The organism is Aeromonas sp. 600527 (assembly GCF_049175415.1).
GTDB lineage: Bacteria > Pseudomonadota > Gammaproteobacteria > Enterobacterales > Aeromonadaceae > Aeromonas > Aeromonas veronii_A.
This window is the reverse complement of the sequence record NZ_JAAKVA010000001.1, coordinates 411257-437909: the sequence shown is the minus strand read 5'-3', so window position 1 is coordinate 437909 and position 26653 is coordinate 411257. Positions and strand designations below refer to the sequence as shown.

General features: G+C 59.4%; 23 protein-coding genes and 1 tRNA gene. 4 read left to right on the top strand and 20 right to left on the bottom strand.

Annotated elements, in window-relative coordinates; genetic code table 11:
• Positions 1 to 274: 274 nt before the first annotated feature.
• Positions 275 to 1129: a hydrogenase nickel incorporation protein HypB gene (gene hypB / locus G5154_RS01930; protein ID WP_421250328.1), complete on the bottom strand. Its 855-nt coding sequence runs from the start codon at positions 1127 to 1129 to the stop codon at positions 275 to 277.
• On the opposite strand from hypB, the gene G5154_RS01925 reads away from it, so the two are divergent.
• The gene (locus G5154_RS01925) at positions 1010 to 1381 is read left to right on the top strand and encodes a hypothetical protein (protein WP_421250204.1); all 372 of its coding nucleotides are present in this window, start codon (positions 1010 to 1012) and stop codon (positions 1379 to 1381) included. The two genes, hypB and G5154_RS01925, sit on opposite strands and share 120 nt — an antisense overlap.
• Here G5154_RS01925 and hypA read toward each other — a convergent pair.
• From hypA to G5154_RS01830, 19 genes are all read right to left on the bottom strand, one after another.
• Complete coding sequence (hypA, locus tag G5154_RS01920; protein WP_421250203.1) at positions 1359 to 1700, bottom strand: hydrogenase maturation nickel metallochaperone HypA; 342 nt, start codon at positions 1698 to 1700, stop codon at positions 1359 to 1361. The genes G5154_RS01925 and hypA overlap by 23 nt on opposite strands.
• A gap of 69 nt (positions 1701 to 1769) precedes the next feature.
• Entirely contained in the window at positions 1770 to 2774 is a 1005-nt protein-coding gene (gene hypE, locus G5154_RS01915) for a hydrogenase expression/formation protein HypE (protein WP_421250202.1), read from the bottom strand.
• Entirely contained in the window at positions 2771 to 3883 is a 1113-nt protein-coding gene (hypD, locus tag G5154_RS01910; protein WP_421250201.1) for a hydrogenase formation protein HypD, read from the bottom strand. The genes hypE and hypD overlap by 4 nt, the downstream gene beginning before the upstream one ends.
• Positions 3877 to 4128, bottom strand: coding sequence for a HypC/HybG/HupF family hydrogenase formation chaperone (locus tag G5154_RS01905; RefSeq protein WP_216962483.1), 252 nt, complete (start codon positions 4126 to 4128; stop codon positions 3877 to 3879). Before G5154_RS01905 ends, hypD begins: the two co-directional genes overlap by 7 nt.
• Before the next feature lie 5 nt (positions 4129 to 4133).
• Complete coding sequence (gene hypF / locus G5154_RS01900; protein WP_421250200.1) at positions 4134 to 6572, bottom strand: carbamoyltransferase HypF; 2439 nt, start codon at positions 6570 to 6572, stop codon at positions 4134 to 4136.
• Positions 6569 to 8452 (bottom strand): selenocysteine-specific translation elongation factor, encoded by a 1884-nt coding sequence (gene selB, locus G5154_RS01895; RefSeq protein WP_421263852.1) that lies wholly within the window; start codon positions 8450 to 8452, stop codon positions 6569 to 6571. The genes hypF and selB overlap by 4 nt, the downstream gene beginning before the upstream one ends.
• Before the next feature lie 4 nt (positions 8453 to 8456).
• Positions 8457 to 9935, bottom strand: coding sequence for an L-seryl-tRNA(Sec) selenium transferase (gene selA, locus G5154_RS01890; protein ID WP_421250199.1), 1479 nt, complete (start codon positions 9933 to 9935; stop codon positions 8457 to 8459).
• A gap of 314 nt (positions 9936 to 10249) precedes the next feature.
• Positions 10250 to 10341: transfer RNA gene (locus G5154_RS01885), tRNA-Sec, on the bottom strand.
• A 213-nt stretch (positions 10342 to 10554) separates the two neighbouring features.
• Positions 10555 to 11046 carry a hydrogenase maturation peptidase HycI gene (gene hycI, locus G5154_RS01880; RefSeq protein ID WP_421250198.1) on the bottom strand — a complete coding sequence of 164 codons (492 nt, stop codon included), beginning with the start codon at positions 11044 to 11046 and terminating at the stop codon, positions 10555 to 10557.
• Complete coding sequence (locus G5154_RS01875; RefSeq protein WP_160880495.1) at positions 11046 to 11459, bottom strand: formate hydrogenlyase maturation HycH family protein; 414 nt, start codon at positions 11457 to 11459, stop codon at positions 11046 to 11048. The genes hycI and G5154_RS01875 overlap by 1 nt, the downstream gene beginning before the upstream one ends.
• Positions 11452 to 12267, bottom strand: a complete 816-nt coding sequence (locus G5154_RS01870; protein WP_335841364.1) for an NADH-quinone oxidoreductase subunit B family protein — start codon at positions 12265 to 12267, stop codon at positions 11452 to 11454. Before G5154_RS01870 ends, G5154_RS01875 begins: the two co-directional genes overlap by 8 nt.
• On the bottom strand, positions 12267 to 12812 hold the full coding sequence (locus G5154_RS01865) for a formate hydrogenlyase complex iron-sulfur subunit (protein ID WP_421250197.1): 546 nt from the start codon (positions 12810 to 12812) through the stop codon (positions 12267 to 12269). The genes G5154_RS01870 and G5154_RS01865 overlap by 1 nt, the downstream gene beginning before the upstream one ends.
• 9 nt (positions 12813 to 12821) lie before the next feature.
• Complete coding sequence (locus G5154_RS01860; protein WP_017784116.1) at positions 12822 to 14540, bottom strand: NADH-quinone oxidoreductase subunit C; 1719 nt, start codon at positions 14538 to 14540, stop codon at positions 12822 to 12824.
• A gap of 80 nt (positions 14541 to 14620) precedes the next feature.
• Positions 14621 to 15574: a respiratory chain complex I subunit 1 family protein gene (locus G5154_RS01855; RefSeq protein ID WP_171280661.1), complete on the bottom strand. Its 954-nt coding sequence runs from the start codon at positions 15572 to 15574 to the stop codon at positions 14621 to 14623.
• A gap of 1 nt (position 15575) precedes the next feature.
• Positions 15576 to 17447: a hydrogenase 4 subunit B gene (hyfB, locus tag G5154_RS01850; RefSeq protein ID WP_421263851.1), complete on the bottom strand. Its 1872-nt coding sequence runs from the start codon at positions 17445 to 17447 to the stop codon at positions 15576 to 15578.
• Complete coding sequence (locus tag G5154_RS01845) at positions 17447 to 18112, bottom strand: 4Fe-4S dicluster domain-containing protein (protein ID WP_005351526.1); 666 nt, start codon at positions 18110 to 18112, stop codon at positions 17447 to 17449. Before G5154_RS01845 ends, hyfB begins: the two co-directional genes overlap by 1 nt.
• Positions 18113 to 18602: 490 nt before the next feature.
• A complete protein-coding gene (kup, locus tag G5154_RS01840) occupies positions 18603 to 20471 on the bottom strand; it encodes a low affinity potassium transporter Kup (RefSeq protein ID WP_421250195.1) in 1869 nt (622 codons plus the stop codon).
• A 541-nt stretch (positions 20472 to 21012) separates the two neighbouring features.
• Positions 21013 to 21867, bottom strand: coding sequence for a hypothetical protein (locus G5154_RS01835; RefSeq protein ID WP_421250194.1), 855 nt, complete (start codon positions 21865 to 21867; stop codon positions 21013 to 21015).
• Positions 21868 to 21915: 48 nt separating this feature from the next.
• Complete coding sequence (locus G5154_RS01830) at positions 21916 to 22764, bottom strand: hypothetical protein (protein ID WP_421250193.1); 849 nt, start codon at positions 22762 to 22764, stop codon at positions 21916 to 21918.
• A gap of 565 nt (positions 22765 to 23329) precedes the next feature.
• Between G5154_RS01830 and G5154_RS01825 the strand changes: the two genes are divergently transcribed.
• The 3 genes from G5154_RS01825 (at position 23330) to G5154_RS01815 (ending at position 26616) form a co-directional block, all read left to right on the top strand.
• Entirely contained in the window at positions 23330 to 23929 is a 600-nt protein-coding gene (locus tag G5154_RS01825) for a 4Fe-4S binding protein (RefSeq protein WP_040065709.1), read from the top strand.
• A 46-nt stretch (positions 23930 to 23975) separates the two neighbouring features.
• Complete coding sequence (gene fdhF, locus G5154_RS01820) at positions 23976 to 26120, top strand: formate dehydrogenase subunit alpha (RefSeq protein ID WP_421250192.1); 2145 nt, start codon at positions 23976 to 23978, stop codon at positions 26118 to 26120.
• Between the two features lie 97 nt (positions 26121 to 26217).
• Positions 26218 to 26616 carry a hypothetical protein gene (locus tag G5154_RS01815; protein WP_421250327.1) on the top strand — a complete coding sequence of 133 codons (399 nt, stop codon included), beginning with the start codon at positions 26218 to 26220 and terminating at the stop codon, positions 26614 to 26616.
• Positions 26617 to 26653: the final 37 nt, after the last annotated feature.

Genomic DNA, 26653 nt, shown 5'->3' with positions numbered 1-26653 from the left:
GACCCTCTCAGGGGGCGAATATTTCGAGCATATTGCCAGCATCCATGAACAGGTTCTCCTTTCCCTGTTGAGACGGGAGCGGAAGGTGGCATCCACGAACCGGTTCCCTCTCCTTGGGGAGAGGGTTAGGGTGAGGGGGCGAGTATGAAACGCTGGCTATTCGGTATAGAGAGAGCGCCTGACAAGGTTCGCAGATTTCGCAGATAAAGAGAGGGAGACATCAGCCTCCCTCTTTTGTTATCCACCGTTATCAGCGGTTGTGATCTATCCGCACTCAGGCAGTCGCCAGCCAGTTGAGCCAGGCATCCATCCCTTCGCCTGTGGTGGCGCTGACCTGGATCACCTGGATATAGGGGTTGACCCGTTTGGCGTTCTCGATGCAGCGGGCCACGTCAAAGCTGACGTAGGGCAGCAGATCGATCTTGTTGATCACCATCAGCTGGGCGGCGGCAAACATGTCCGGGTATTTCAGCGGCTTCTCTTCCCCCTCGGTGACGGAGAGGATCGCCACCTTGTACTTCTCACCGAGATCGAAGCTGGCGGGGCAGACCAGATTGCCCACGTTCTCGATAAAGAGGATACCCCCTTGATTGGCGGGCAGCTGGTGGCAGGCGTCGTGAACCATTTTGGCGTCCAGATGGCAGCCCTTGCCGGTGTTGATCTGCACGGCAGGGACGCCGGTGGCGCGGATGCGATCCGCATCGGCGCTGGTCTGCTGATCCCCTTCGATCACGGCGCAGGGGCGTTTTTCGGCCAGCAGGCGCAGGGTTTCGCACAGCAAAGTGGTTTTGCCTGAACCCGGACTAGAGACCAGATTGAGAACCAGCTGGTCGGCGGTTGTGAAGTGCTCGCGGTTGTGGGCGGCCAGCGCATTGTTCTTGGCCAGCACATCCATCTCGATGGCGATCAGCTGGCGCTGCCCCATGCCGGGCACCGACAGTCCCGCTTCCCCTTTGCCATAGTGCAGATCACCCTGCTGGTGGTCATGGTCATGGTCATGGTCATGGTCATGGTCGTGGCTGTGATCATGGGGATGTGCGTGGGAATGGCCGTGGTCATGAGAGTGGGCATGTTCATGATGATGGTCGTGGGGGTGATCATGTGGCTGATCATGCCCCTCATGGCTTATGGGAGCCCGCACCCCGTGGTAGTGGTGATGGACATCCCCCTGATGGTGGTAGTGGTGGTGAATGATCAGGGTGCGCGGCGCACTCTGCTCGTGGTCATGATGGTCGTGCTTATGACCATGTTCATGGTGATGTTCATGAGCATGTTCGTGATGATGCTCATGACCGTGCTCATGATCATGCTCATGGCCGGCGATCCGCGCCTGGCCGCATCCGCATACGCTACACATATCAACTTACCTCGATGTCGGTGATGCGCAGGCTATCACCCTGCGCGACTCGTAATTTGTATCCGCCACACCCGGGGCAGGCCTGCCCGCGTTCGGTGAGGGTGACCGTCTGGTTGCAGTCGTAACACCAGGCCTCGGCCACCTGGTGCTGAAAGTGAAGCTGGGCCCCTTCGACGGCAGTGCCCTTGGCGGCCGCCTCGAAACAGAAGGCAATGGTGTCCGGGTCGACGCAGGAGAAGCTGCCGACCTCGAGCCAGAGGGCGGTCACCCTGGTAAACCCCCGCTGGGTGGCCTGCTCGGCCGCCAGATCGATGGCAGCCATGGCCAGAGACATTTCGTGCATGGTGACTCCTTAACCGTTATGGGGAGAAGCAGTGACTCCTCCCTGTAATTGACGAAACGGCATGGCTGCTCAACAGATCCGCGGCAGCAGCTCCCCTTGCGGCAGCTCCAGATAGCGGCGGCTGCCCCAGGGGTTGTTGAGGATCACCTTGTGGCGATCGCTCGCCTGCACCACGCCGATCTGGCTGGCGGCGGGGTTGAATTGCCGCAAGATGCCCAGCGCGTCCTGCGCCTGTTCGGCAGGCAGGGCCAGCACCATGGTTCCCTCGTTGGCGAGATCATGGGGCTCGAAACCGTAGAGCTCACACAGGCCGCGCACCGGATCGCACACCGGAATGGCTGACTCCTCCAGCTCGATGGCAACACCGGAGGCGCAGCTCCACTCGTTGAGCACGGCGGCAAGGCCACCGCGGGTGGCGTCGCGCAGGGCGTGAGGGGTAATGCCAGCCTGCAGCAGCGCTTCGACCTGCGGCCAGAGGGTGGTGCAGTCGCTCTTGAGATCGGATCCCAGTTGCAGGGCGTCACGGGCCATCAGGATGCAGGCGCCGTGACTGCCGATATCCCGCGACACCAGAATGGCGTCACCGGCCTTGAGGTTGCGTACCGAGATGCCCCGGCTCTGCTCAGGCAGAGGGAAGGTGCCGACCCCGCTGGTGTTGATAAAGATCTTGTCGGCCGCTCCTTTGGGCACCACCTTGGTGTCGCCGCAGACGATGCGGGCACCGCTCTTGGCCAGCTCTGAGGCCATCGACTCGACGATGCGGGCAAGATCGGCGTAGGGGAAGCCCTCCTCGATGATAAAGCTGCAACTGAGGTATTCCGGTTTGGCCCCCATCATGGCGAGATCGTTGACCGTGCCGGCGATGGCCAGCTTGCCGATATCACCCCCCTCGAAGAAGAGCGGCGAGACGGTAAAGCTGTCGGTGGTGAAGGCGACGGGGCCGCTTACCGGCAGCAGCGCGGCATCTTCACCGCGCAGCAGGATCTCGTTGCCAAAGTGGCGAAAGAAGAGCTGATTGATCAGCTGGTTCATTTCGACACCGCCGCCGCCGTGGCTTAACTGAATTTCTCTCATTGGATCCCCATATATCGGTAGTAGGCATTGCAGGCCCCCTCGGAGCTGACCATGCAGCTGCCCATGGGCTGGGTCGGGGTGCAGCCCCGGCCAAAGACTTTGCACTGGTTCGGTTTGGCCAGGCCGCGCAGGATATCGGCGCACTGGCACGCCTTGTGGTCATCGATGGGCGTCTGATCAAGCTGGAAGTGGCGCTCTGCATCGCGCTTGGCAAAGGCATCGCGCAGGCGCAGGGCGGAGGCGTTGATATCCCCCAGACCTCGCCAGCGAAAGTGCTCGCGGGTCTCGAAAAAGCGCTCGACCAGCCGCTGGGCGGCTTTATTGCCGCTGGCAGTGACGGCTCGGCTGTACTGCACCTCCAGCGCGTAGCGACCCTCCACCTTCTGGCGCACCATCATCAAGAGCGCCTCCATCACATCCACCGGTTCGAAGCCACTCACCACCACAGGCACCTGATAACGATCGACGATGGGCAGGTAGATATCGGCGCCGGTGATGACGCTGACGTGGGAGGGGCCGATAAAGGCGTTCACCTTGGCCACCCCATCGGCCATCACCGCATGAATGGCTGGCGGCACCAGCACATGGTTGATATGGAATAGGAGGTTCTCGACCCCCTCAGCTTCAGCGGCAGCCAGCAGCGCCGCTGTCATCGGGGTAGAGGTCTCGAAGCCGATGGCGAAGAAGACCACGGTTTTCTCCGGATTCTCACGGGCGATGCGCAGGGCGTCGAGGGGGTCATAGACCGGGCGGATATCGCTCCCCTTGGCCCGCTGCTGGGCCAGCGTGCCTTTGGAGCCCGGCACCCGGATCATGTCCCCCAGGGTGACCAGAATGACATTCGGTTGACTCGCCAGCTCGATGGCCTGATCGATGCGCTCTTTGGGCATGATGCAGACCGGGCAGCCGGGACCGTGAACGAACTCGATGCTGGCGGGCAGCAGCTGGTGCAGGCCGTACTTCATGATGGTGTGGGTATGGCCGCCGCACACCTCCATCACCCGCAGCGGCTCGGGCAGATCCTTGGCCAGTTCGGTGATCTGGGCGGCGAGGGCACGGATCACCTCGGGCTGACGAAAGCCCTGAAAGAGATCATTCAAGGTCAGCATGGCAAGATATCCTGTTTTGGCATCAGGGCCACCATCTGGCGGAAGCTCTCGAGGCTGGCCTGCGCCTCCTCTTCGTCAATCTTGCTCATCACAAAGCCGATATGGAGCAGCACATAGTCGCCCTCCTGGAGAGGCTCTTCGAGCAGCATGCAGCTGACGCGCCGCTGCACCCCCAGGGTATCGACGGTGACGCAGTTATCTTCGGGGTGCAGCTGCACCACCTGAGAGGGGATGGATAGACACATGAATTTCAGGACTCCGACAAGGTGGCACAACCGGCTGTGGCAGGCTGATGCGTGGCAAGATGGTGGATGGCAAACCAGAGCTGACCGGCGGCGATGCCACCGTCATTGAGCGGCAGGGTTTCGCTGGTCAATACCTGCCAGCTAGCCGCTTTGAGAGCGGGCACCAGCTGGTCCATCAGCACCCGGTTTTGAAAGACGCCGCCCCCGAGCGCCACCGGATAGCCGGGGAAGCGCTCGGCCAGGGCAACCACCAGATTGCTGATGGCGCGGATAAAACCGGCGGCCAGGCTGGCGGTGGAGGTACCTTTGCGCCGCTCGCTGACAAGGGTATTGATGAGCTCGGCCCACTTGATCTGCAGCGGCCCTTCCGCTGATTGGCTGAGATCAAAGGAGAGGGGGAAGGGCTGTTCATCGGGAGCCAGCTGCAAGGCAGCCGCCTCCAGCAATAGCCCCGCTTCGCCCTCGTAATCCGGGGTGTCGATCACTCCCAAGAGCGCCGCCACCGCATCGAACAGCCGACCGATGGAACTGGTGTAGGGGGCGTTGCGACCCAGCTGCCAGAGCTGGTGCAGGTTGTTGATCCGCTTAAGGGGCAGTTGCTTGATCAACGGAATATCGAGGGCACTGATCTGCTCAGGGCTGTGCGATTCAAACAGCAGCCCCAGCAGCTGGCGCGCCGGCTCGCGAATGGCCGCCTCGCCGCCGATCAGCTTGAAAGGTGCGAGGTGAGCAACCCGCTCAAATCCCTTAACGTCTGCGATCAGCAGCTCGCCGCCCCAGAGGGTGCCGTCATCACCAAGGCCGGTGCCATCGAAGGCAACACCCAGCACCGGGCCCGTGATGTCGTGCTCGGCCATCACCCCCAGCAGGTGGGCGTGATGGTGCTGCACCTCGAGGTGAGTTGCACCCTGATCCTGGCAATAGCGTTTGGCCCACTGGTGGCTGAGGTAGCCCGGGTGGCGATCCGATACCAGCAGCTGGGGTTTGAGATCGTAGAGATCGCGGAAGGTCGCCAGGGTCTGCTCGAAGTGCTCCTGCATCGGCAGGCTATGCAGATCGCCGATATAGGGGCTGTAGATGCGCAGGCGGCCGAAGGCGAGCGCCAGCTGGTTCTTCTGCTGCGCCCCGACCGCCAAGAGCGGCACCCTGACCGCCTCTCGCAGGCTGGGGGTGCAGGGGGCATAGCCCCGGGCCAGCCGCAACGTCTGGCGCCGTCCGCCCGCCCACTGCACCAGACTGTCGTCGCACGGGCGCAGGATGGGGCGGTTATGATCCAGGATGCCGTCAATCTCGCTGCCGAGTTCCCTGACCACCGCCTCGCACTCGATAAGGATCGGGCTGCCGCGACCATTGGCGCTGGTGGCCACCAGCGGCATGGCGCAGGCGTCCAGCAGCAATTGGTGCAGCGGGGTATAGGGGAGCATGACCCCAAGGTAGGGGATGCCGGGGGCGATCCCCTCGGCCAGCGGCGCGGCTGACGGTCCAGATTCTGAGTGCCGATCATCATTTTTGCGCTTGCGCAGCAGGGTGATGGGTCTGGCCTGAGAGGCGAGCAGCTTCCACTCGTCTTCGCTGCCGGTGACATGCAATTTGGCCTCGGCAAGGGAGCCCATCATCACCGCCAGCGGCTTGCGCGCGCGCCGCTTGAGTGTTCGCAATCTAGCCACACTCTGTTCATTGCGGGCATCACATATCAGGTGATACCCCCCCATCCCCTTAACTGCGATCAGTGCTCCCGCTTGCAGGGCGCGGGCAGCGGCCTGCAGGGCCTCTTCGCGTTCGGCCAGCGCATCGCCGTGGCCGCTGCGCCAGCTGAGATGGGGCCCGCACTCGGGGCAGCTCACCGGCTGGGCGTGGTAGCGTCTATCCAGCGGGTTTTCATAGGCTGCCGCGCAGCGCGGGCACATGGCAAAGCCCGCCATGGCGGTATGGGGGCGGTCGTAGGGGAGGCGGCGGATAATGGTGTAGCGCGGGCCGCAGTGGGTGCAGTTGGTAAAAGGGTAGCGATGGTGGCGATCGTTGGGGCTGGCCACATCCCGGGCGCATGCCTCGCACATTCCCTGATCCGGCGAGATGGCGACCGTGGCCGCGCTCTGCTGCTGGCTCGCTTTAATTCGAAACTGGCCATGAAATTGGCCATCGAAGTCGGGATCATGAGCAAGGGGCAGTTCCCGCTCGCTGAAACGATCGATGCGGCTAAGTGGCGGCGCCAGTTCCCGCAGTTCGCGGGCAAAGGCGGCGAGCTGCTCAGGCGATCCTTCGGCACCTATGGTGACGCCGTTGGCATCGTTCAAGACATAACCGGCAAGGCCGTGGCGCAGCGCCAGCCCATAGACGAAGGGGCGAAAGCCGACCCCCTGTACGATGCCGTCGATATGAAATTCGCGGCGCAGCCGGTTGGCCACAGGATTGGCAGAGCCAGAGGGGGCGATGGTGGCGCTCATGCCGGCTCCATCTCATCTTGAGTCTGCGGCAGACGCAGCACTCGGCGCTCGTTCTCCTCGCGCCGCACCCAGCCATCCATCTCCATGCGCAGGCAGAACGGAATGGCGTATTTACGCGACAAGCCGGTGATCTCCTTGAGGGATGCCATGTCGATCAGATCTCCCACCTGCTGGCCCGCAAGCACGGCGGCGACCATCTGGTTGTAAAGCTCGGCGTCGTAGTAGATGGGGCCATCGAGCTGCACCAGATACTTGAGTCGCGCCAGATTGCGCAGCTGCTTTTGCAACGCGCCTTTTTGCTGTAAGCCCTGCTGCAGGGCGGCGGGTAGCTTGCGGGTGATAAAGGGATCCAGCTCTACGCCGCCGGGGCCCAGTTTACCGGGCTCGTAACCCTCCTTGCCTTGATCTCGCACCACCTTGAGCACCAGCTGTGCCTCTTCCCCCAGATCATCTTCCGACTCGCCGCTGCCCTGCTGCCACTTGTCATGGTGCAGGCGAACAAGCTGCTCGCTCTTGAGCTTCTGGAGCAGGGCCTGAATGACTGGCAGGGCGATGCCAAAGCGGGTTGCCAGCTCGGCGGCACTCAGCGGTTCGCTGGCCAGCGTAGCCAGCAGCTGGTCGCGGCTTTGGGCCAGCCAGTGGTTGTCCAGCAGCCAGTCACCGAGGGGGGTGACCTGCTCTGGCTGCTGGTCAAAGCGGCTGGCCAGCACATAGCCATTGAGCCCCAGTTGCAGGGTGGCCGGGTTGTAGTGCTCCAAGTCATCAGGCAGCTCGCCCAGCAGGGCGTGCAGCGCCTTGCGTCTGGCGGGGTGGATGTCGCCGCACCAGACGATGCGGGCGCCGTGCAGCAGTTCGCTGCTGCCGTGGCGAATGATGGCGAGCGGCTGGCCGAAGAAGCAGGGAATGGGGCTGGTAAAGATCAGCCGCGCCAGCCGGGTATCCTTGATGGGCACGAAACGGGCCCGGCCATGCCAGCTGCCGAGGGCTACTTCCACCTCCTGCGTGCGCAGTGTCTTGCTACTCAGGCTCTCGGCGTTGAGTCGCACGATAAGGTGGGTTGCCGCCTCGCACTGGCCAGCGGCGCTGGTAAGGCAATGGCCGCGGGCCACCTCCTTGTGGGGCACTTTTTTAAGGCCCACCGCCACCCGACAGACGGCGCCAATCTCGTCGACGCTCTGGTGATAGGCTTGCAGGGAGCGCACCTGCACCTCCCGATCGGCGGGGTAGAGGCGCAGCTTGTCCCCCACCTTGAGGTTGCCCTGCTGCAAGGTGCCGGTAAGCACGGTGCCGGTGCCGTTGGCGGTAAAGACTCTGTCCACATACAGTCGCGGGGCGCTCTGCTCGCGGGCAGCGTGTGAGGCTGGCAGTTCGGCAAGCTGGCGCACGATGGCGGTGTGCAGGGCCGCCATATTCTCACCGGTTTTGGCGCTGACGCTGACGATATCGAGCACCATGCCGCTCTCGTCCATTACCCGCTCCAGCAGGCTCTCTTCCAACAGCAAAAGCTCGTCAGGGGAGACCAGATCGCACTTGTTGATACAGACCAAGAGGCGCGGCACCCCCATCGCCCTGAGCAGGCGCAGGTGATCGCCGGTCATCGGCATCCACCCCTCGTCGGCGGCAATCACCAGCAGCACCAGATCCAGACTCCAGAGCCCTGCCACCATGTTGCGGATATAGCGCTCGTGGCCGGGCACGTCGATGACGCCAATGGTGTTGCCCTGACCGTCGTCGAAGTGGGCAAAGCCGAGATCCTGGGTCATGCCGATGGCCTGCTCGTGGGCACGGGCGGTGGTGATGCCGGTGAGGGCCTTGATCACCAGGGTCTTGCCGTGATCCACGTGGCCGGCAAGGCCGATAACGGCGCGATAGGGGGTCATGGGATCAGGGCTCCTCGGTCGCATTTGTTGCATTGAACGGGGCGGGGAGCAGCAACTCCTTGAGTTGGGCGATCAGCAGTTCCATCTCGGTCGGCAGCAGGGTGGCCATATTGAGCAGCACCTTCTGCTGGCGCACGGTGGCGATGACCGGCACCGGCAGTTCGCGCAAATCATCGAGCAGCTGCTGGGCCGGACGCGGGTCGGTGCACTCCAGCGCAGGGGCCGGGTAAAACTCGTCCGGCAAGGTGCCACCGCCCACCACCAGCTGGGCTGGGACCGGCACAAAGCAGCCGGGCAGGGCGGCCATCAGCCGGGAGGCTCTCGCCTGCATGGCTGCTGGGTTGCTCAAGGTGCGCTGGGCAATACCCTCACCGATGGGGGATTTGTTGAGCTTGTGGATGAGCAGGCGTTCGAGCAGGGAGTAGACGATGCGGCTCGGGCGGAAGGTGCGCATCATGGGATGTTTTTCCAGTCGCTTGATAAGGTCGCTGCGGCCACTGATGATGCCCGATTGCGGCCCCCCCAAGAGCTTGTCGCCTGAGTAGCAGACCAGATCCGCCCCCGCCTTGATGTACTGGCGCACCGAGGTTTCATCCGGTGCAAACTCTTCGGTGGTCAAGCCCGACCCCTGATCCACCGCCAGCACCACGTGCTCGGGCAGGGCGCGGGCCACCTCGCCGATATCGGGGGATTCGGTAAAGCCGCGAATGGCGAAATTGGATCTGTGCACCATCAGCACCAGCGCGGTCTGATCGGTGATGGCATCGAGGTAATCTTTGGCGGTAGTGATATTGGTAGTGCCCACCTCCACCAGTTTGGCACCGGAGAGCGCCAGAATATCGGGAATGCGAAAGCCACCGCCAATCTGGATCTGCTCGCCGCGCGAGACGATCACCTCGCGCCCCTTGGCCACCTCCTGCAGCAGCAAAAAGAGCGAGGCGGCGTTGTTGTTGACCACCAGCGAATCCTCGGCCCGGGTGAGGCAACGGAGCAGGGGGGCGATCAGCCCCTTGCGCCCGCCGCGCTTGCCGGTGGCGAGATCCAGCTCCAGATTGTTGTACCCGGTGTTGAGGTCGCGCACCTCGTCCCACAGCTCGTGACTTAATGGCGAGCGCCCCAGATTGGTATGCACCAGGGTGCCGGTGGCGTTGATCACCCGGGTTTGACGCTGGCGCAACTGCTGTCGGCAACGCTTGGCAATCAGCGCCTCGATCTGCTCGGGGGCAACGCCATGCTGGCGAAAATCTTCGCTCTGGCGTAGCTCGCTCAGGGTGTCGCGCACCGCCTGAGTCACCAGCGGGCGGCTCAGCGCCTCGATAAAACCGGCGAGAAAGGGTTGCTGCAGCAGCTGCTCCACTTGCGGCAAACGGCGCGTTTGTTGCTGGCCGGGCTGTTGCTGTGAATCTGGCAGTGAATCGTCGGCAGCCGTACCTGATGCGGGCTGGCGGTGGGGGATGGCTGACGCGTGAGACGAGTTCGGCATGGGATTACCAGTGCAGTGCGTGGGTTCGGGATGCGCACCGGTTTGCCGATAGAGAGGCCGAGCTGACGGGTTATGGCACTGCTGGCGCTTTGCGGATGACTGCAAACTGGATGCATCAATGAGCGGGTATAAATTAATGCTGCATCGATGCTGATAAATTAATTTTTGGCCAGCGAGATAACCTGAGTTCGGATTATATTGGCAAGCGGCAAGCACCTTTTTTAAGGTATTACTTCAAACATATTGAACAAACAATGGAAATAACATCCAGGCCGAAAAATTCAGCGGGAGAGTATTTGTTCAATAGATGAATTTGGCGGAAGAGGCAGGAATCGAACCTGCCAAAGCCTTCTCGGCTCACATCGGTTTTGAAGACCGAGGAGGCCACCAGACCCCATCAACTTCCGTAACGGTCGCCATTTTGTGGCAAATTTCTGTGACTGGCAACGCTTTTTTTGTCATAAAAAATCGAGAGTTAGCGATTTTTTGAAAAAATCAAAGAACCTTGTTTTATATCAAGTTCAGCACAATTAGCCCGATGTTTTTAATTTAACATCGGGCCTCGATCACATTGCCGGAACCGTCGGTCAATAACGGTCGTTAACAACTCGATAAATAATCACCGGTTGGCGTTGGCAATATTCCACTGATCCAGTTTATCTATTAACAGACCGGTATCCCTGGCGACATCAAGATGCTGATAAAGATAATCCATCGCTTCGCTCACCATCTCGGTCATCGGGAAGGAGAACGCCACGATGGCCGGTTGTACCCCGACAAAGATCACCTCGGGGACAAAGGTCTTGAGCTCGTCGATCAGGAAATTGAGCGGCATATTGTGGGTCGAGAAGATAAACATCTCGGCGATGGTCTCGGGGGGGATCACCTGCAGGGTTCCCGCCTTCTCGCCGATCTCGGCGGCATCCACCAGCACCACCCGCTCAGGTTGCTGCTCCCGCACCTTGTAGACCACATTTTCCGGCGCGATGCCGCCGTCGATATGGATCCAGCCGGGCAGGGGGGCGGCTTGCAGTTTGTCGGCAAGATAGGGGCCGGCACCGTCGTCCCCCATCATGGCATTGCCCACGGTCAACACGAGATTGCAGCCCATCAGCGGCTCCTTACCATCAGGTACATATGGGGGTCGTTAAAGAGGGCGGTGAGCTGATCCATAAAGGTATTGGTCCAGCCCAGCTCCTGCTCATCGAGCAGATTGTCGGCTTTGCGCAGTCGGTCGAAGGCGCAGGCCAGCATATGGCAGTGCTCGCGATAGATGGTGATCTCGCCAAAGGTGAGAAACCCCTCCATCTTGCGGCGTGCTTCACTGCCGACGGGCAGCTTGGCCACCCAGTCGCGATAACCGGTCAGCGAGCAGACCAGGTCTGCTCGCAGGCAATCGACGATGCCGAGGTGGTGGCCGATGGCGAGGCTGTAGTACATCACCTCCTTGGCCTCTTCCGGCACGTCGAACTGCTCATCGACGAACTTGCGCGAGAGGCGATAGAAAAAAACCTCGTCAGCCATGTACCGCCTCTCCCTTGCCGGCCGCCCGGTTGAGGCAGGCGTTTGCGAGGTTGTTGACGATCTCCGAGAGGCGCGGATCGTCGTGCTGATCGAGGTAGCTCTGGATACGCAGATCCACATCCTGCTGGGTCGCCCCTTCAAGCAGGGCCATAAACTCGTCGGCGATGATCCGCCCCTGACGATAACCGGCCATGCGGCGCGCTTCGCGCTCGATCATCACCCGGATTTCATTGGGGATGCCGGTGTGGCGCAGTTCGACCCGCTCACCCGGTTGCACCTCGTGACTGGTGGCTTTGAGTTTCTGCTCAAGCAGACCGAGCGCCACGGCAAAGCCGTAGATGGTGGCCGCCGGTGTCGGAGGGCAGCCGGGGATATAGACATCCACCGGCACGATCTTGTCGGTGCCGCCCCAGACGCAGTAGAGGTCGTGGAAGATGCCACCGTCACAGCCGCAGGCGCCGTAGGCGATGCAGATCTTGGGATCGGGTGCCGCCTCGTAGGCGCGCATGGCCGGCACCCGCATCGCCCGAGTCACCGCGCCGGTAAAGAGCAGGATGTCGGCGTGGCGGGGGGAGGCGACCACCTTGATGCCGAAACGCTCGGCATCGAACAGCGGGGTGATGGTGGCGAAGATCTCGATCTCGCAGGCGTTGCAGCCGCCGCAATCGACCCGGTAGACATAGGCCGAGCGGCGAATGTCTTTGAGCAGGGTCTTCTTGAGTTTGGTGATCTCGGGATCCTGTGCCAGCGGCACGGCGCGGGTATGGGCATGGCCGACAACCGGTTCTATGCCTTTGATCTTGCTCATCACATCCACTCCTTTTGTGCGGCCATCGGTGTGATCAGGGCCGAGTCAGGCTGGCTCAGCATGCTCTGTTTTCGTTTGCAGTCGGGGCAGTGATGCAGCCGCTCCGGGGTCGCGAGCGGTGTGCCCGCCTGCTTGAGGGTGTCCTCCACCAGCGCCACCAGCTTGCTCGGGGCAAAGTAGGTGCCGCACAGGGTGCAGGGGGCCAGCGCGAAGCGGGCCTCCTCATAGAGATCCGCCTTGTTGGTCACCGCCAGCTCGAACTCGGGTGAGAGGGCGATGGCGCGGGTCGGGCAAACCTCCTCGCAGCGGCCGCAGAAGATGCAGCGCGCCATGGAGATCTCCCAGCGCCGTTCGCCGGTCTCCATATCCACTTCCATCACCAGCGCGTTGGCCGGGCAGGCCTTGGTGCAGGCGGAGCAGGCGATGCACTGATCCGCCTGATATTTGGGTTTGCCGCGAAAATCCCGATTCACCTCGTAAGGGGCGAAGGGGTACTTGGCGGTCGGGGTGCCAGCCTTGAGGATGGTCTTGAACAGCTTGATCATGATGACCCCTTATTTCAGCGGAGAGTTTTTGCGATCGATGCCGTAGCGCTCGATCTCCTTGTAGGAGACCACGGTGGATTTGCCCTTCTTGGGGTCGACCAGGGTGACCCGGTCGGTACAGGAGTAGCAGGGATCCAGACTGCCGATGATGAGCGGCGCATCCGCTACGGTATTGCCGCGCAGCATGTAACGCAGGGCAGGCCAGTTGGCGTAGGTGGCGGCGCGGCAGCGCCAGCGGAACAGCTTCTGGTTGTCCCCGGTCATGCTCCAGTGGACGTTCTCGCCGCGGGGCGCTTCGGTAAAGCCCAGCGCAAACTTGCCCGGCTGGTAGGTGAACCCTTCGGTCAACAGCGGCCCTTCCGGCAGGTGCTCCAGGCCGAACTCAATCATGTCGAGGGAGTCGTAGAGCTCGTGGATCCGCACCAGCACCCGGGATTGCACGTCGCAACCCGCCTTGGTCTGGATCTCCATCGGCAGCTCGCGGTAGCCGGCAAAGTCGTGGACCCGACGCACGTCGCGCTTGAAGCCGCTCGCCCGCACCATGGGGCCGACGCAGCTGAAATCGCGGGCAATTTGCGGGTCGAGCTTGCCGATGCCGATGAGGCGGGAAGAGATGTTGGCGGTATCCAGCAGCATGGCCACCAGGGGTTTGAGCTCATCACGGAGCTCCCGCACCAGCTGGGCACCCTTGATGCGATCTTCCTTGAAGATGTCGCGGCGCACCCCGCCAATCAGGTTGAGACCATAGGTCTTGCGCGCGCCGGTCAGCAGCTCGGCCAGGGTCATGGATTTTTCCCGCACCCGGAAGAACTGCATGAAGCCGGTGTCGAAACCGGTGAAGTGGCTCGACAGGCCGATGTTGAGGATATGGCTGTGCAGGCGCTCCACCTCCAGCAGCACGGCGCGGATCATCTTGGCCCGCTCCGGCACCGGAATGCCCATGGCGTTCTCCACCGAGGTGGTGTAGGCGACGCTGTGGGTAAAACCGCAGATGCCGCAGACCCGGTCGGTCAGAAACGCCACTTCGTTGTAGCCCATCCGGGTTTCCGCCAGCTTCTCCATGCCGCGATGGACATAGAAGAGGCGGTAGTCGGCATCGATGATGTCTTCGCCATCGACGAACAGACGAAAGTGGCCCGGTTCATCCGAGGTGATGTGCAGCGGGCCGACCGGCACGATGCGGTTGGCATCACTGCCGAGCTCATTGACGAAGGGGTAGGTCTCGGTGTCGGTGGTGGGCATAGGGCGCTGGCGATAATCCATGGCGTCCTTGCGCAGGGGGTGGATATCCTCCGGCCAGTCATCCGGCAGTACCAGACGACGTTCGTCCGGCAGACCGATGGCGCGCAGGCCATACATATCGCGGATCTCCCGCTCGCCCCATACCGCCGCCGGAATGGTCGGGGTGATGGAGGGGTACTCCTGGGTATCGGCATCCACCAGCACCTTGACGGTGATCCAGCACTTGGTGTCGCCCTCCATGGAGAAGACGTGGTAGACGGCGAAGTGGCCGTTGAGGCTGCGCTCGTCATTGGCAAAGGAGAGCGGAAGCCAGCCCCCCAGCTGGTGGAAGATCAGGCTGGCCGTTTCGACCAGACTGGTGGGCTTGACGGTAATGGTGGCCTGATCGGCGGTTTGCCACTCCTCGTCGACGATGGCGTGGGGCAGTTGTGCTCGCACCTGCTGGATGTAGTCGCAGCCGATGCGATCCGAAATGGCGATGGTCATGCAGTTCTCACTTTAATGTTCGGGAATGAGCATTCACAAATGATGAAATCGGAAAAAGTTGCTGTGCTGGCGGGCATGGTTCAGATCCCGACCAGATAGGCGAGCAGCGCCAGCAGGGCCAGCCCCAACCCGTAGCGGGTGAGCTTGTGGGTGCGCACGAACTGGGTGCGGGCCATGGCGTTTTCGATGATGCCGGCCAGAAAAAAGGCCACCAGCAGCTTGCAGGCGAGGAGCAGCGCAGCACCGATGAGCGCGGGCAGACTCCAGTTGGCCGCCTTGCCGAAGGGGAGGAAAATCACCAGAAAGAGCTGCACCACCACCAGTTGCTTGAGGCCGATGGAGAGCTTGAGCAGGGCGAGGCCCGCACCGGAATACTCGGTGAGCGGCCCCTCCTGCAACTCCTGCTCGGCTTCGGCGCAGTCAAAGGGCAGCTTGCCCATCTCGACAAACACCGCAAAGGCACAGGCGGCGCCGGCCAAGAGGGTGGCGATGGGCGCGGCCAGTGGCTGGGTCGCTACATAGCTGCTGATGTTGCCCAGATCCGAGCTGCCCACCATCATCGCCATGATGAAGCAGGCGAGCACCAGAATGGGCTCCACCAGAATGCCGAGGGTCAGTTCGCGGCGGGCACCGATCCCTGCAAACATGCTGCCGCTGTCGAGCCCCGAGAGGGAGAAGAAGAAGCGGAAGATGGCGAACAGATAGATATCGGTGATGAGATCCCCGGCGATGGGGAAGGGGGACTCATGAGTCAGGGTCGGCAGCGCCATCCCCACCAGCAACAGGGCGGCGATGAGCAGCGCAGGCATCAGGTTGAAGATGATGCCGGCAGGCTCGGGAGTTACCTCCTGACGGCGCAGGAGCTTGGCGATATCCCGGTAATCCTGTAGCAGGCCCGGCCCTTGGCGGGAGTGCATCTTGGCTCGCAGCACCCGGTTGAAACCGGTGGCCAGCGGCGCCAGCGCCAGCATGGCGATGGCCTGGGTCAGGGCGAGGGCAACCATGCCCCAGCTCGGCATTTCAAGAACAGGCATATCAGACTCCTACAGCCATCAGGATAAAGAGCGCCAGCACAATGCCGTGCAGCAGCCAGCCGGTCGTCCCGCTGGTATCGCTCACCCCGTGCAGGGCGCTGGCCAGATCGAGCTGCGGCTGCTTGCGATAGAGCGGCGCGCAGAGTTGGCGCAAGGTGTGGGTGACACCGCCGGAGGTAAGGCTCATGCGCTCCTCATAGGCGTAACCACAGGCCCACGGGGTGCCAGCGTGACGACGACCCAGCTTGGGGCCCTTGAAGATGGCCAGTACCAGCAACGGGATGAGGAACAGACCCAGCAAGGTGATGGCGATAACGGGTGGGGAGAGGATCGCCTGGCTGCTATCGAGTGGCAGCAGGGTGGCGCCGGTGGCGACACTCATTTGGCTGGCAACCAAGGCTTGGCCATAGCTGGCGATATGGGGGGCAATCCAGGGGGCGCCCAGACCCAGCACCAAACAGACCGCGGCCAGCAGCAGGGTGCCTGCCACCATGGTGCCCGGCACTTCGCGGGCGTGGCTCGCGTGTTCGCTGCGCGGTGCGCCGCAGAAGCAGATGCCGTACACCTTGACGAAACACATCACCGCCATGGCGCCGGTTACCGCTAGCATTACTACCGCGAGCGGCGCGACGACAGAGGTGCCGAGTTTGGTCATGGAGAGCAGCGACTGGTAGATAAACCACTCGCTGACAAAGCCGTTGAGCGGCGGCAGCGCCGAGATGGCCATGGCACCGATCAGGAACGCCAGCGCAGTCCAGGGCATCAGCTTGGCCAGCCCCCCCATCTTGTCCATGTCACGGGTGTGCAGACGGAACATCACAGAGCCGGTGCCCATAAAGAGCAGGCTCTTGAAGATGGCGTGGTTGAGCAGGTGATAGAGGGCGCCGAGCAGCCCCAGCACCACCAGTGCCGGTTGCTGGTTGGCGATGCCGATCATGCCGATGCCCATCCCCATCAGGATGATGCCGATGTTCTCCACCGTGTGGTAGGCGAGCAGCCGCTTGAGGTCATGCTCGGCCAGCGCAAACAGCACCCCGAGCACTGCCGAGCAGGCGCCGAAGATCAGCACCACATAGCCCCACCAGAGCTGGCTGGCGCCGAGAAAATCGATGCTGACCCGCAAGATGCCAAAGAGACCGAGCTTTACCATCACGCCGGACATCAGCGCCGAGATATGGGAGGGGGCAACGGGCTCGGCCACCGGCAGCCAGCCGTGCAGCGGCACGAAACCGGCGCGCAGGCCAAAACCGCAGAAGCTGAGCAGGAACACCAGAGAGGCCAATCCGCCCGCCAGATGGTGCTCGCGCAGCGCGGCGAATTCCAGCGAGCCGCTTTCGCGGCAGAGCAGCCAGAAGGCGATCAGCACCAGAGCCATGCCGATATGGTTCATCACCAGATAGAGGCGGCTCTGTTTGGCGGCCTCGGGGTTGGTCTTGACCAGCCAGTAGGTGGTGAGGGTCACCAGCTCGTAACAGAGCAAGAAACCGAGCGCATTGTCGGCCAGTACCATGCCCACCATGGCAAAGAGGAAGAGGTTCATCAGCGCGCCGATGGCCACATCCCCCTTGCCCTGATATTCGCGGATATAGGCAAAGGAGTAGAGGGCGACGGCGACGCCGACAGTGCTAATCACCAGCAGCATCAGCGCGGCCAGCATGTCGAGATGAACCGAGCCCAGCAGCCAGAGCTGGCCGTCGACGGGGGCGCCTTGGGCAAAGATCTGGATGGCGGCGACCAGACCCGCGAGCGAGCCCAGCAGGGCAAAACCGCTGTTGAGACGGTTGGCCAGTGCGGGCAGCTTTTGCAGGAGCAAACCGGCGGCAGCGCCCAGCAAAAAGAGCAGGAGCGTGGCCATTACAAGGGGGGACAACATCAGCGAACTCCCTCTGTGGTAGATAAATCGGATGCAGGGAGCGCCGTGGCAGGCGCCGAGAAGGCAGAGGCCCCTTGCGGGTTGGTGTCGGCCGCTTGCTGGCGACGGATACGGGCGGCGCGTTCGGTGTCGCCGTCATTGACCAGCTTCAGTGCCTGGGAGGGGCAGGCACCGACACAGGCTGGGCCATCGGCGCGAAACTCGCACAGGTCGCACTTGACCGCGATGCTGCGCACCCCCGGTTCCCAGCTCAGCAGATCCTCGCCAAAGCAGCGCAGGCCGGCGGAGGTGGAGGGGTTGCTGGAGCGGATGGAGCAGGGGATATAGGTGTCGTAACTGGTGGCCACGGCCACCGGACGGCTGCCGCCGCTCTGGATGGCGCCAAAGGGGCAGGCCACGGCGCAGAGATTGCAGCCGATGCAGAGCGACTCGTTGAGTTGCACGCAATCGCCGGTCTGGCGAATTGCCTCGACCGGGCACACCTTGATGCAGGGGGCATCGTCACAGTGACGGCACTGAACCGGCATGGTCGCCTGCTCGTGTCGCATAACGGTTAAACGGGGGGCTTGCTGCAAACCTTGCGCCTTGTGTACCTCGCTGCAGGCCGCCATACAGGTGCCACAGCCGATACAAAGCTTGGGGTCAGCGATAACGAAGCGGTTCATAGCCTACCTTGTCGTGTCGCGAACGGAGAAAGTAGGGGCAGGTTGGCAAGATACGGGCCAGAATGGTTTTTGCAGCAAAATTGATTTTAAGTGTATGTTTTTAAATAAATAAAAATCTTCATGTGGGTGAGTGAACGCGTGAATGTGGCTGTCGAACTGTGACGTTCGTCACTTGTGACGAAGCCATCGGGAGGGTTCGTCACCATGGAAAAAGCAGTATGAGTAGGGTGCAAAGAACGGAGTGAATTGCACCGCTCTCCAACATATGTGTGCGGTGCACGGCGCTGCGCTTGTTGCACCCTACGGCTGTTGTGTGAGGGGAAATGAGCTGGTTCGATTTGCCGTGGTTTGCTCCCTTCTCCCCTTGCGGGAGAAGGGGTGGGGATGAGGGGGCCGGTAACTGGGTTAACGGAAACAAGAGAGGGAGGCCAATGCCTCCCTCTCTATTTGCTGAGGTTTTCTATGCCTTTTAGAGGCCAGCAAGCCGATATCAGATATCCACCTGCGAACCCAGCTCGATAACCCGGTTGGGCGGGATCTCGAACTGATCCGGGGCGCGCAGGGCGTTGCGCTGCAGCAGCATAAAGAGCTTGCCGCGCAGATAGAGATACCAGGGGCGGTCTTTCATGATGAGCGACTCGTGGGCCATAAAGAACGAGGTCTCCATCATCCGGCAACTGAGCCCCTCGGCGTTGCAGCGGTGGAAGATCTCCTCCACGTTCGGAGTCTCGCGCCAGCCGTAGCTTGCCACCACCCGCCAGAAGGTGGGGGAGAGCTGCTCGATGCAGACCCGGCGCACATTGTGGACGTAGGGCACATCCTCCACCCGCAGGGTGAGCAGGATGATCCGCTCGTGCAGCACCTTGTTGTGCTTGAGGTTGTGCAGGAGCGCATGGGGGATCACATTGACCACCCGCGACATATAGACGGCAGTGCCGGCCACCCGGGTCGGCGGGGATTTCTCCAGCGAGGCGATCATCGGCTCAAGGGAGTTGCCGTGTTCGTTCAGGCGACGAATAAGCTGGAAACGCTCGCTCTTCCAGCTGGTCATCACGGTGAACATCACCGCGCCCAGGGTGAGCGGCAACCAGCCACCGGAGAAGATCTTGGCGAGGTTGGCGGCAAACAGCGGCACGTCGATACAGAGCAGCGCGGCAAACAGGATGGCCACCAGATACTTGTTCCAGTGCCAGCTGTTCTTGGCCACCGAGCAGGAGAGGATGGAGGTGAGCACCATGGTGCCGGTCACCGCGATGCCGTAGGCCGCCGCCAGATTGCTGGAGTGCTCGAAGCTCATGATGACGATCACCACCGAGATATAGAGCATCCAGTTGATGACCGGAATATAGATCTGGCCGGACTCCTGCTCGGAGGTATGAACGATGCGAATGGGGGAGAGATAACCGAGCCGCACCGCCTGACGGGTCAGGGAGAAGACCCCGGAGATCACCGCCTGCGAGGCGATGACCGTCGCCATGGTTGCCAGCAGCAGCAGCGGCACCAACGCCCATTTCGGCGCGAGCAGGAAGAAGGGGTTGGCAATGGCGGCGGGGTTGCTTAGCAGCAGCGCCCCCTGACCGAAGTAGTTGAGCACCAGAGAGGGCAGCACCACGATAAACCAGGCGAGGCGAATTGGATTTTTGCCAAAGTGGCCCATATCCGCGTAGAGCGCCTCCACCCCGGTGATGGCCAGCACCACGGCGCCGAGGGCAAAGAAGGAGGTGGTCTGGTACTGGACAAAGAAGCGCACCGCCCAGATGGGGTTGAGCGCACCCAGCACCTCGGGGTTGTGGATGATGCCGCGCAGCCCCAGCACCGCCAGCGTCATAAACCAGATCAGCATGATGGGGGCAAACAGCTTGCCCACCATGGCGGTGCCATGTTTCTGGATGGCGAACAGCAGGGTCAGCACCAGCACCGAGAGAGTGACGATATAGGGGGCGAGGGCGGGGGTGAGAATGCTCAGACCCTCGATGGCTGACATCACCGACATCGCCGGGGTGATCACCACCTCGCCATAGAAGAAGCTGCCGCCAATCAGGCCGAGGATGATCAGCAGCGGCGTCCAGCGGGTGGAGGCGTTGCGGGTTGCCAGCGACATCAGGGTGAGAATGCCACCCTCGCCGGCGTTGTCGGCCCGCATCACAAAGGAGAGGTACTTGACCGACACCACCAGGATCAGCAGCCAGAAGATCAGCGAGAGAAAGCCGAGAATGGAGGCCGGCTCGACGCCGAACCCGAATTGACCTGACAGGCACTCGCGCAAGGTATAGAGCGGGCTGGTGCCGATATCGCCATAGACTACGCCAATCGCCGCCAGCATGACGCCGGACATGGCTTGTTGTTTATCACAGTTCATGAGTTCATCTTGTCAGTTTGATGTTTACACGTTTGCCACAGCAGATCGCCCCGAACACATCAGGTATGTGTGGATACAACATCGGGGGGAAATCAAAGGATTGCGATGGGAAGGGAGCTAATCGGATATAAAGATGCGTTTCATGGGACACAGTCTGTTCATCTGTCGTTAAGCTTATAATGACACACACTCTGCGGGTTCATGCTCAGGTATAAATAATCAAAACGCCCTTTTGAGTAAGGTTATTAATTGGCCGTTGATTGAAATATTCACCCGCTCTGCGGGCAACCGTTTGTTTTATCTGGGGAAGTGGTTTGGCCACTATTTTTTACCGAAGTGAGTGAAAAACAGACGATAAAATAGTGACTAATTAATTGCTGGCAGGACGGCAAAGGGGAGGGCGCTGGGTAGCAATGGAGTCTTTATTTTGGAGGGGAAAATGTAGGGTGCAATGAACGAAGTGAATTGCACCAAATATTAAAAGAGGCAAGAGGTGCAATGCGCTGCGCTTATTGCACCCTACGTAGTACGTACATTTTGATTACGACTGCGTGCCAATTCCTATTACGTGTAATAGATGAATTTCCTCACCACCAAATGGGCTTATGGCTAATTCAACTAGACAATTTAGTATTACAACAGGTTTCAGCATTGAGTAAATATAATCAACGTTATCTTGGTTTCCAAAAATAGAGAAGCTATATTCACCAACAGGAATGTCTTGCCCCGCCACACTGACATTTAGCTTTCCTGCATTTTTATATTTATTGAAGTCAAATACTTCGCAATATAACTCAATAGTATCTTTTTGTATTTTTGTTGGTATACGAAAAGCATCACTATCCTCTGCACCAAGGAAAATATCTTTCACTTCATTATTAATTGGGCCAGCAGATATTTCATTTAACTTGTTTTTTCCCAGCAATGTTGCTAATTCTTGGTAGTTTGGAAGAGCCATCTTGCCAATTTGAATTACAGTGCCATGATAGTGATGAACTTCATCTCCTATATGCACTTCGGCATCTCCATCGTTGTTGAATTCGTAGACTGGCTGTTTGCCATTTTGCACAGCAGTGCAAACAGTCCTCAAAAAATTAAACGTATCCTTTGTCGCATCCCAAATGTTTTGAGGGCCATATGCGGAAACAAAAGGTAGTCCTAATTGGACACCTTGTAGTGCAATGTCAAAGTAGGTGAGAAGTGAACCATGCTTAATCTCTGTTGTACGAATGAAAAATTTATCTCGCTCCCTCTGAGTGAGGCGTTTACTTCCACTTACACCTAGATATGATTTATCGACAATCTTTTGAAATTGATCTAATGCAGCAACTGCTATGTGCAATGGAACACCATCCTTAAGTTTTTTGCCGTCAATCTTAAATTGCATTTTGTTCATTGTGATTCTCTAGGTATTATTTGTCGATTCGCAGGCCGAGTATTCATACTAGTTTATTTTATCTCGAACATCTTGTATGAAGAATACATGGCCATACTTATCAGATCTCTGTTTTGCCTCATATGTCTGCGCAATTGCTGAGCATAGACCAACCGGATTTAGTATCAATGGACTTGGTAGATTACCAAGGAAGCCTGTAAGAAAAGTTTCTGTTATGTTTGGTTTGACTTCTCTAGCTAAATTCCTGAGGTCAGATTGAACTTTGTAAATTAATGCTAAATCAGGTTTTTCAGGAGTGTCAATGGTATTCTCAAAGACCATTTCTCGAAAATGATGAATGTGTTTGTCACTTCTTAACTCAATTATTTCATCCCATGTTAAATCATCGAAATTAGGAATTAACAAATCATTTTTAAATAATTCATGGCAATCTATCTTGTTATGGGTATATTCATTTTTTAAAGCTCGTCCAACTATTGGGGCATAACTTGAAATAATGCCAACCCCTTCATCTTGAAGTAGTTGGTTTATTCCAAGGTCTGCGCTTAGATCGCCGTACAATTCTCTGGCGTCGTCAATGTTATAACCATGATCACCATGAACTCTTTTCAACTCTTCATGACAGAACTCACCAATTCTTTTTTTTGATTCATTTGACATTGCATCATGAATTCTACTTTCGAATTTAGCAGCGTTTTCTGTAAACTCCCAACAATCGATAAATATCTTACAAAATTCATCATTTTTACCATATGACTTTCTTTCAGCTAAAGTTTTTCCAGGATGAATAATCATTGATACGGCTTCACCTAGACTTTCCGCGAAGTTGCCAGGGCCTATACCAATTCCGCGACGATTAAAAATAACGTTATCGTAAAGAAGAGCATATCGCTTCATCACACTTTCTCGTGATAGGCCTTCGCGGTAATAGTTACATAAACTAGATAATGATGATGCTACGTACATGCTACCTCTGAAAGTTAAATGAAAGGTCATGTTCAATCCCTATTTATGGCCTTTCAGATGAATCTCTGTGTTAGCTCCAGCAGTGTTATGAAAAACTTCCCTAATGAAGCTGGTTGCCAACTGAAGCATGCTATCCAATCGGGTAGGGGGTAAAAAGGTTGATCTGCGCAAAATCTGTCCAAGATCAATAAATTAGTCATTGATTGGTCGCTGTTTGCCCGCTTGTGCTGAAAGGCAGGGTGATACACCTTGGTCAGCCGGTGTCGAGCTCGTCACTTTTGTCGTGTCGATCACACTTCCCAGCCCGTCGTCACTCTCGTCAGTAGTGGTAAACAGCAAGCCACTCTTGCCGATTACTCCTTTATTTTCAGTTGGTTGTAAATTTTTATTGCACCCTTTTCCCGTTTTGGTCTGATAAATGCTTTGTGGGGGGCTGGCCGCCTCTTTGCCTGTCGGCGGGCGGCCCGGTGTAACGAACCATTTAGGATCCCTCTCTATGAACAGCTTCGTGATTGCAGATCCCAGTCTCTGTATTGGGTGTCGTACCTGTGAGGTGGCCTGCGCCGTTTCACACCAGTCAGGGTCTTGCAGCGGGACCCTTGAGCGGGAGGGCGGCCTGCATCTTGCCATCGAGGATGGACATCTGGTCTCCAAGGACAGCTACTTTCAGCCGCGCCTGAAGGTGATCGTGGGCAGCAAGGTGACCACGCCGGTGCTCTGCCGCCAGTGTGAAGACAAGCCGTGCGCCATGGCCTGCCCGAACAATGCCATCGTCAGTGAGGATGGTTGTGTCAAGGTGTTGCAGGAGCGCTGCATCGGCTGCAAGTCCTGCGTGGTGGCTTGTCCTTACGGCGCCATGGCGGTGGTGCTCAAAGAGGTGGCACCCGCTGCCGATTCGCTCTTCAAGCGTCCGCAGACCAAGGCGCAGGCGCTCAAGTGCGATCTCTGCCGTCACCGTGAGGCGGGCCCGGCCTGTGTCGAGGTGTGTCCGACCCAGGCGCTGCGGCTGGTCACGCCGGAGCATCTTGAAACCCTGAATCGGCAGAAACAGCTGGCCAGTGCCGAGGCACTGCTGGCGATGCCGGCGCGGGTGTGAGCGGGCTTGCCGAGCCGTTTTTCGTTAACAAACAAGAGTGTGAGTCATGAAAAAAGTCATTACCGTGTGCCCCTATTGCGGCACCGGTTGCAAAATCAACCTGCTGGTTGAAAACGACAAGGTGGTGGGGGCCGAAGGCGCCAACGGCCGGACAAACGAGGGGCAGCTCTGCCTCAAGGGCTATTACGGTTGGGATTTTTTGAACGACACCAACCTGCTGACCCCCCGTCTCAAGAGCCCGATGATCCGCCGCGAGCGCGGTGGCAAGTTCGAGGCAGTCTCCTGGGACGAAGCCATCGAGTTCGCCAGCAGCCGTCTCTCTGCCATCAAGGCGAAATATGGCCCGGACGCCATCATGACCACCGGCTCTGCCCGTGGCCCGGGCAATGAAGCCAACTATGTGATGCAGAAATTTGCCCGTGCGGTGATTGGGACGAACAACGTCGACCACTGCGCGAGGGTGTGACACGCACCCTCAGTCTCCGGTCTGGAGACAACTGTAGGCAACGGCGCCATGAGCAACGCCATTCCCGAAATTCAAGAGACCAAGTGCCTGCTGGTGTTTGGTTACAACGCTGCTGACTCTCACCCCATCGTCGCCCGCCATATCCTCAAGGCGAAGGCAAACGGGGCCAAGGTGATTGTGTGTGATCCCCGTATGGTGGAGACCGCCCGTATCGCCGATCAGTGGCTGCCGCTCAAAAACGGTTCCAACATGGCGCTGGTTAACGCCTTCGCCAACGTGTTGATCAATGAAGGGCTCTACAACAAGGCATTTGTCGCCAACTACACCGAAGGGTTCGAGACCTTCAAGGCGACGGTGGCCAAGTACACCCCGGAATATGTGGAGGGGATCACTGGCCTCAAAGCCGCCGATATCCGCGCCGCCATTCGCACCTATGCCGAGTCGCCTGCGTCCATGATCCTGTGGGGCATGGGGGTGACCCAGTACGGTCAGGCAGTGGACGTGGTCAAGGGGCTGGCGGGTCTGGCGCTGCTGACCGGCAACTTCGGTCGCCGTGGCACCGGCTGCGGGCCGGTGCGTGGTCAGAACAACGTGCAGGGCACCTGTGACATGGGGATGCTGCCGCACCAGTTCCCGGGTTATCAGTCGGTGGCCGATCCCGCCATCAGCGCCAAGTTCGCCAAGGCGTGGGGCGTGGCGTCGCTCTCCCAGAAACCCGGCTATCGCCTGACCGAGCTTGGCCACAAGGTGGAGGAGGGCAAGTGCAAGGCCTTCTACATCTTCGGTGAAGATCCGGCCCAGACCGAGGCTGACTTGGGGCAGTTCCGCCGCACTCTGGCGGGGATGGAGCTGGTGATCGTGCAGGATATCTTCATGACCCAGACTGCCGAGATGGCTGACGTCATTCTGCCCGCCACCAGCTGGGGCGAGCATGAAGGGGTCTACAGCTCGGCGGATCGCGGCTTCCAGCGCTTCTACAAGGCGGTGACGCCCCCTGAGAACGTGAAACCGGACTGGGCCATTTTCTCGTTGATGGCGACCGCCATGGGTTATCCCATGGAGTACCACAACACCGAACAGATCTGGGACGAGATGCGAGCGCTCTGCCCGCTCTATGCCGGGGTCAGCTACGACAAGATGGCCGATCTCAAGAGTGTGCAGTGGCCTTGCCCGACCGAGGATCACCCGGGCACCAGCACTCTGTTCGAGGGGAACGTGTTCACCACCCCGAGCGGCAAGGGCCAGCTGATTGCCTCCGAGTGGCGGCCGCCGCTGGAGCAGCCCTGTGCCGAGTACCCGCTGGTGCTCTCCACCGTGCGCGAGGTGGGTCACTACTCCTGCCGCTCCATGACCGGCAACTGTTCGGCGCTGCAGACCCTGGCCGATGAGCCGGGCTATGTGCAGATCCACCCGAGCGATGCCAAAAAGCTCGGGGTGAAGGATCAGGCGCTGGTCTGGATCTCGTCGCGCCGTGGCAAGGTGATCACCCGCGCCAACTACAACGACCGGGTCAACGCCGGGGTGGTCTATATGACCTACCAGTGGTGGATCGGGGCCTGCAACGAGCTCACCATCGAGCACGTCGATCCCGTCTCCCACACGCCGGAGTACAAGTACTGCGCGGTGAAGATCGAGCGCATCGACAATCAGCCTGAGGCGGAAGTGTACGTCCAGACTGAATACAGCGCGCTCAAGGCGAAATTGCGCAGCGCAGCCAAAGGCTGACCCGCCCTAAAAAAGGACGTTCTGCACAAATAAGGGAACCCGACTCGGATTTATCGAGTCGGGCACCCTTTTATTACCCAAAAACAGGGGATAAATGATGCAACATGAAATTGGTCGCTTATTCGGACTTTTCTATATTGGCACCTATCTGGCGGCGATATTGCTGGGAATAGGTTGCTATATTTGGCGCGACGAGATGATATTTCTGCTCGGCTTCGGTTTTTTCGGCTGTTTTATGGCAGCACGACTCGCCATGGGCAGCGTTTTTTCCGCCTTGAGTATTTCCAGTGCCTGGCTGATCGGGTTTATCTACACCACCTTGATCAACGGCCTGCTGCTGGGGGCGATCACCCTGCTGATCTATCTCACGCACCAGAGCGTCACCGCCGAGCTTGCCGACAACGCCAGCTGGCTGCTGATGGCCTTCCAGAGCTTGTCGGCCCTCTTTATCTTCGGTGGCCTGAAGTGCTGCCATAGCCGGATCATCACTTCGTAAATTGCTAATGGATGGGCAGCAAATGCCATCTTGAAAC

Coding starts and splice junctions, on each gene's coding strand:
- G5154_RS01925 (WP_421250204.1), top strand. CDS start 1,010: ATGGTCGTGGCTGTGATCATGGGGATGTGCGTGGGAATGGCCGTGGTC.
- hypA (WP_421250203.1), bottom strand. CDS start 1,700: ATGCACGAAATGTCTCTGGCCATGGCTGCCATCGATCTGGCGGCCGAG.
- hypE (WP_421250202.1), bottom strand. CDS start 2,774: ATGAGAGAAATTCAGTTAAGCCACGGCGGCGGCGGTGTCGAAATGAAC.
- hypD (WP_421250201.1), bottom strand. CDS start 3,883: ATGCTGACCTTGAATGATCTCTTTCAGGGCTTTCGTCAGCCCGAGGTG.
- G5154_RS01905 (WP_216962483.1), bottom strand. CDS start 4,128: ATGTGTCTATCCATCCCCTCTCAGGTGGTGCAGCTGCACCCCGAAGAT.
- hypF (WP_421250200.1), bottom strand. CDS start 6,572: ATGAGCGCCACCATCGCCCCCTCTGGCTCTGCCAATCCTGTGGCCAAC.
- selB (WP_421263852.1), bottom strand. CDS start 8,452: ATGACCCCCTATCGCGCCGTTATCGGCCTTGCCGGCCACGTGGATCAC.
- selA (WP_421250199.1), bottom strand. CDS start 9,935: ATGCCGAACTCGTCTCACGCGTCAGCCATCCCCCACCGCCAGCCCGCA.
- hycI (WP_421250198.1), bottom strand. CDS start 11,046: ATGGGCTGCAATCTCGTGTTGACCGTGGGCAATGCCATGATGGGGGAC.
- G5154_RS01875 (WP_160880495.1), bottom strand. CDS start 11,459: ATGGCTGACGAGGTTTTTTTCTATCGCCTCTCGCGCAAGTTCGTCGAT.
- G5154_RS01870 (WP_335841364.1), bottom strand. CDS start 12,267: ATGAGCAAGATCAAAGGCATAGAACCGGTTGTCGGCCATGCCCATACC.
- G5154_RS01865 (WP_421250197.1), bottom strand. CDS start 12,812: ATGATCAAGCTGTTCAAGACCATCCTCAAGGCTGGCACCCCGACCGCC.
- G5154_RS01860 (WP_017784116.1), bottom strand. CDS start 14,540: ATGACCATCGCCATTTCGGATCGCATCGGCTGCGACTACATCCAGCAG.
- G5154_RS01855 (WP_171280661.1), bottom strand. CDS start 15,574: ATGCCTGTTCTTGAAATGCCGAGCTGGGGCATGGTTGCCCTCGCCCTG.
- hyfB (WP_421263851.1), bottom strand. CDS start 17,447: ATGTTGTCCCCCCTTGTAATGGCCACGCTCCTGCTCTTTTTGCTGGGC.
- G5154_RS01845 (WP_005351526.1), bottom strand. CDS start 18,112: ATGAACCGCTTCGTTATCGCTGACCCCAAGCTTTGTATCGGCTGTGGC.
- kup (WP_421250195.1), bottom strand. CDS start 20,471: ATGAACTGTGATAAACAACAAGCCATGTCCGGCGTCATGCTGGCGGCG.
- G5154_RS01835 (WP_421250194.1), bottom strand. CDS start 21,867: ATGAACAAAATGCAATTTAAGATTGACGGCAAAAAACTTAAGGATGGT.
- G5154_RS01830 (WP_421250193.1), bottom strand. CDS start 22,764: ATGAAGCGATATGCTCTTCTTTACGATAACGTTATTTTTAATCGTCGC.
- G5154_RS01825 (WP_040065709.1), top strand. CDS start 23,330: ATGAACAGCTTCGTGATTGCAGATCCCAGTCTCTGTATTGGGTGTCGT.
- G5154_RS01815 (WP_421250327.1), top strand. CDS start 26,218: ATGCAACATGAAATTGGTCGCTTATTCGGACTTTTCTATATTGGCACC.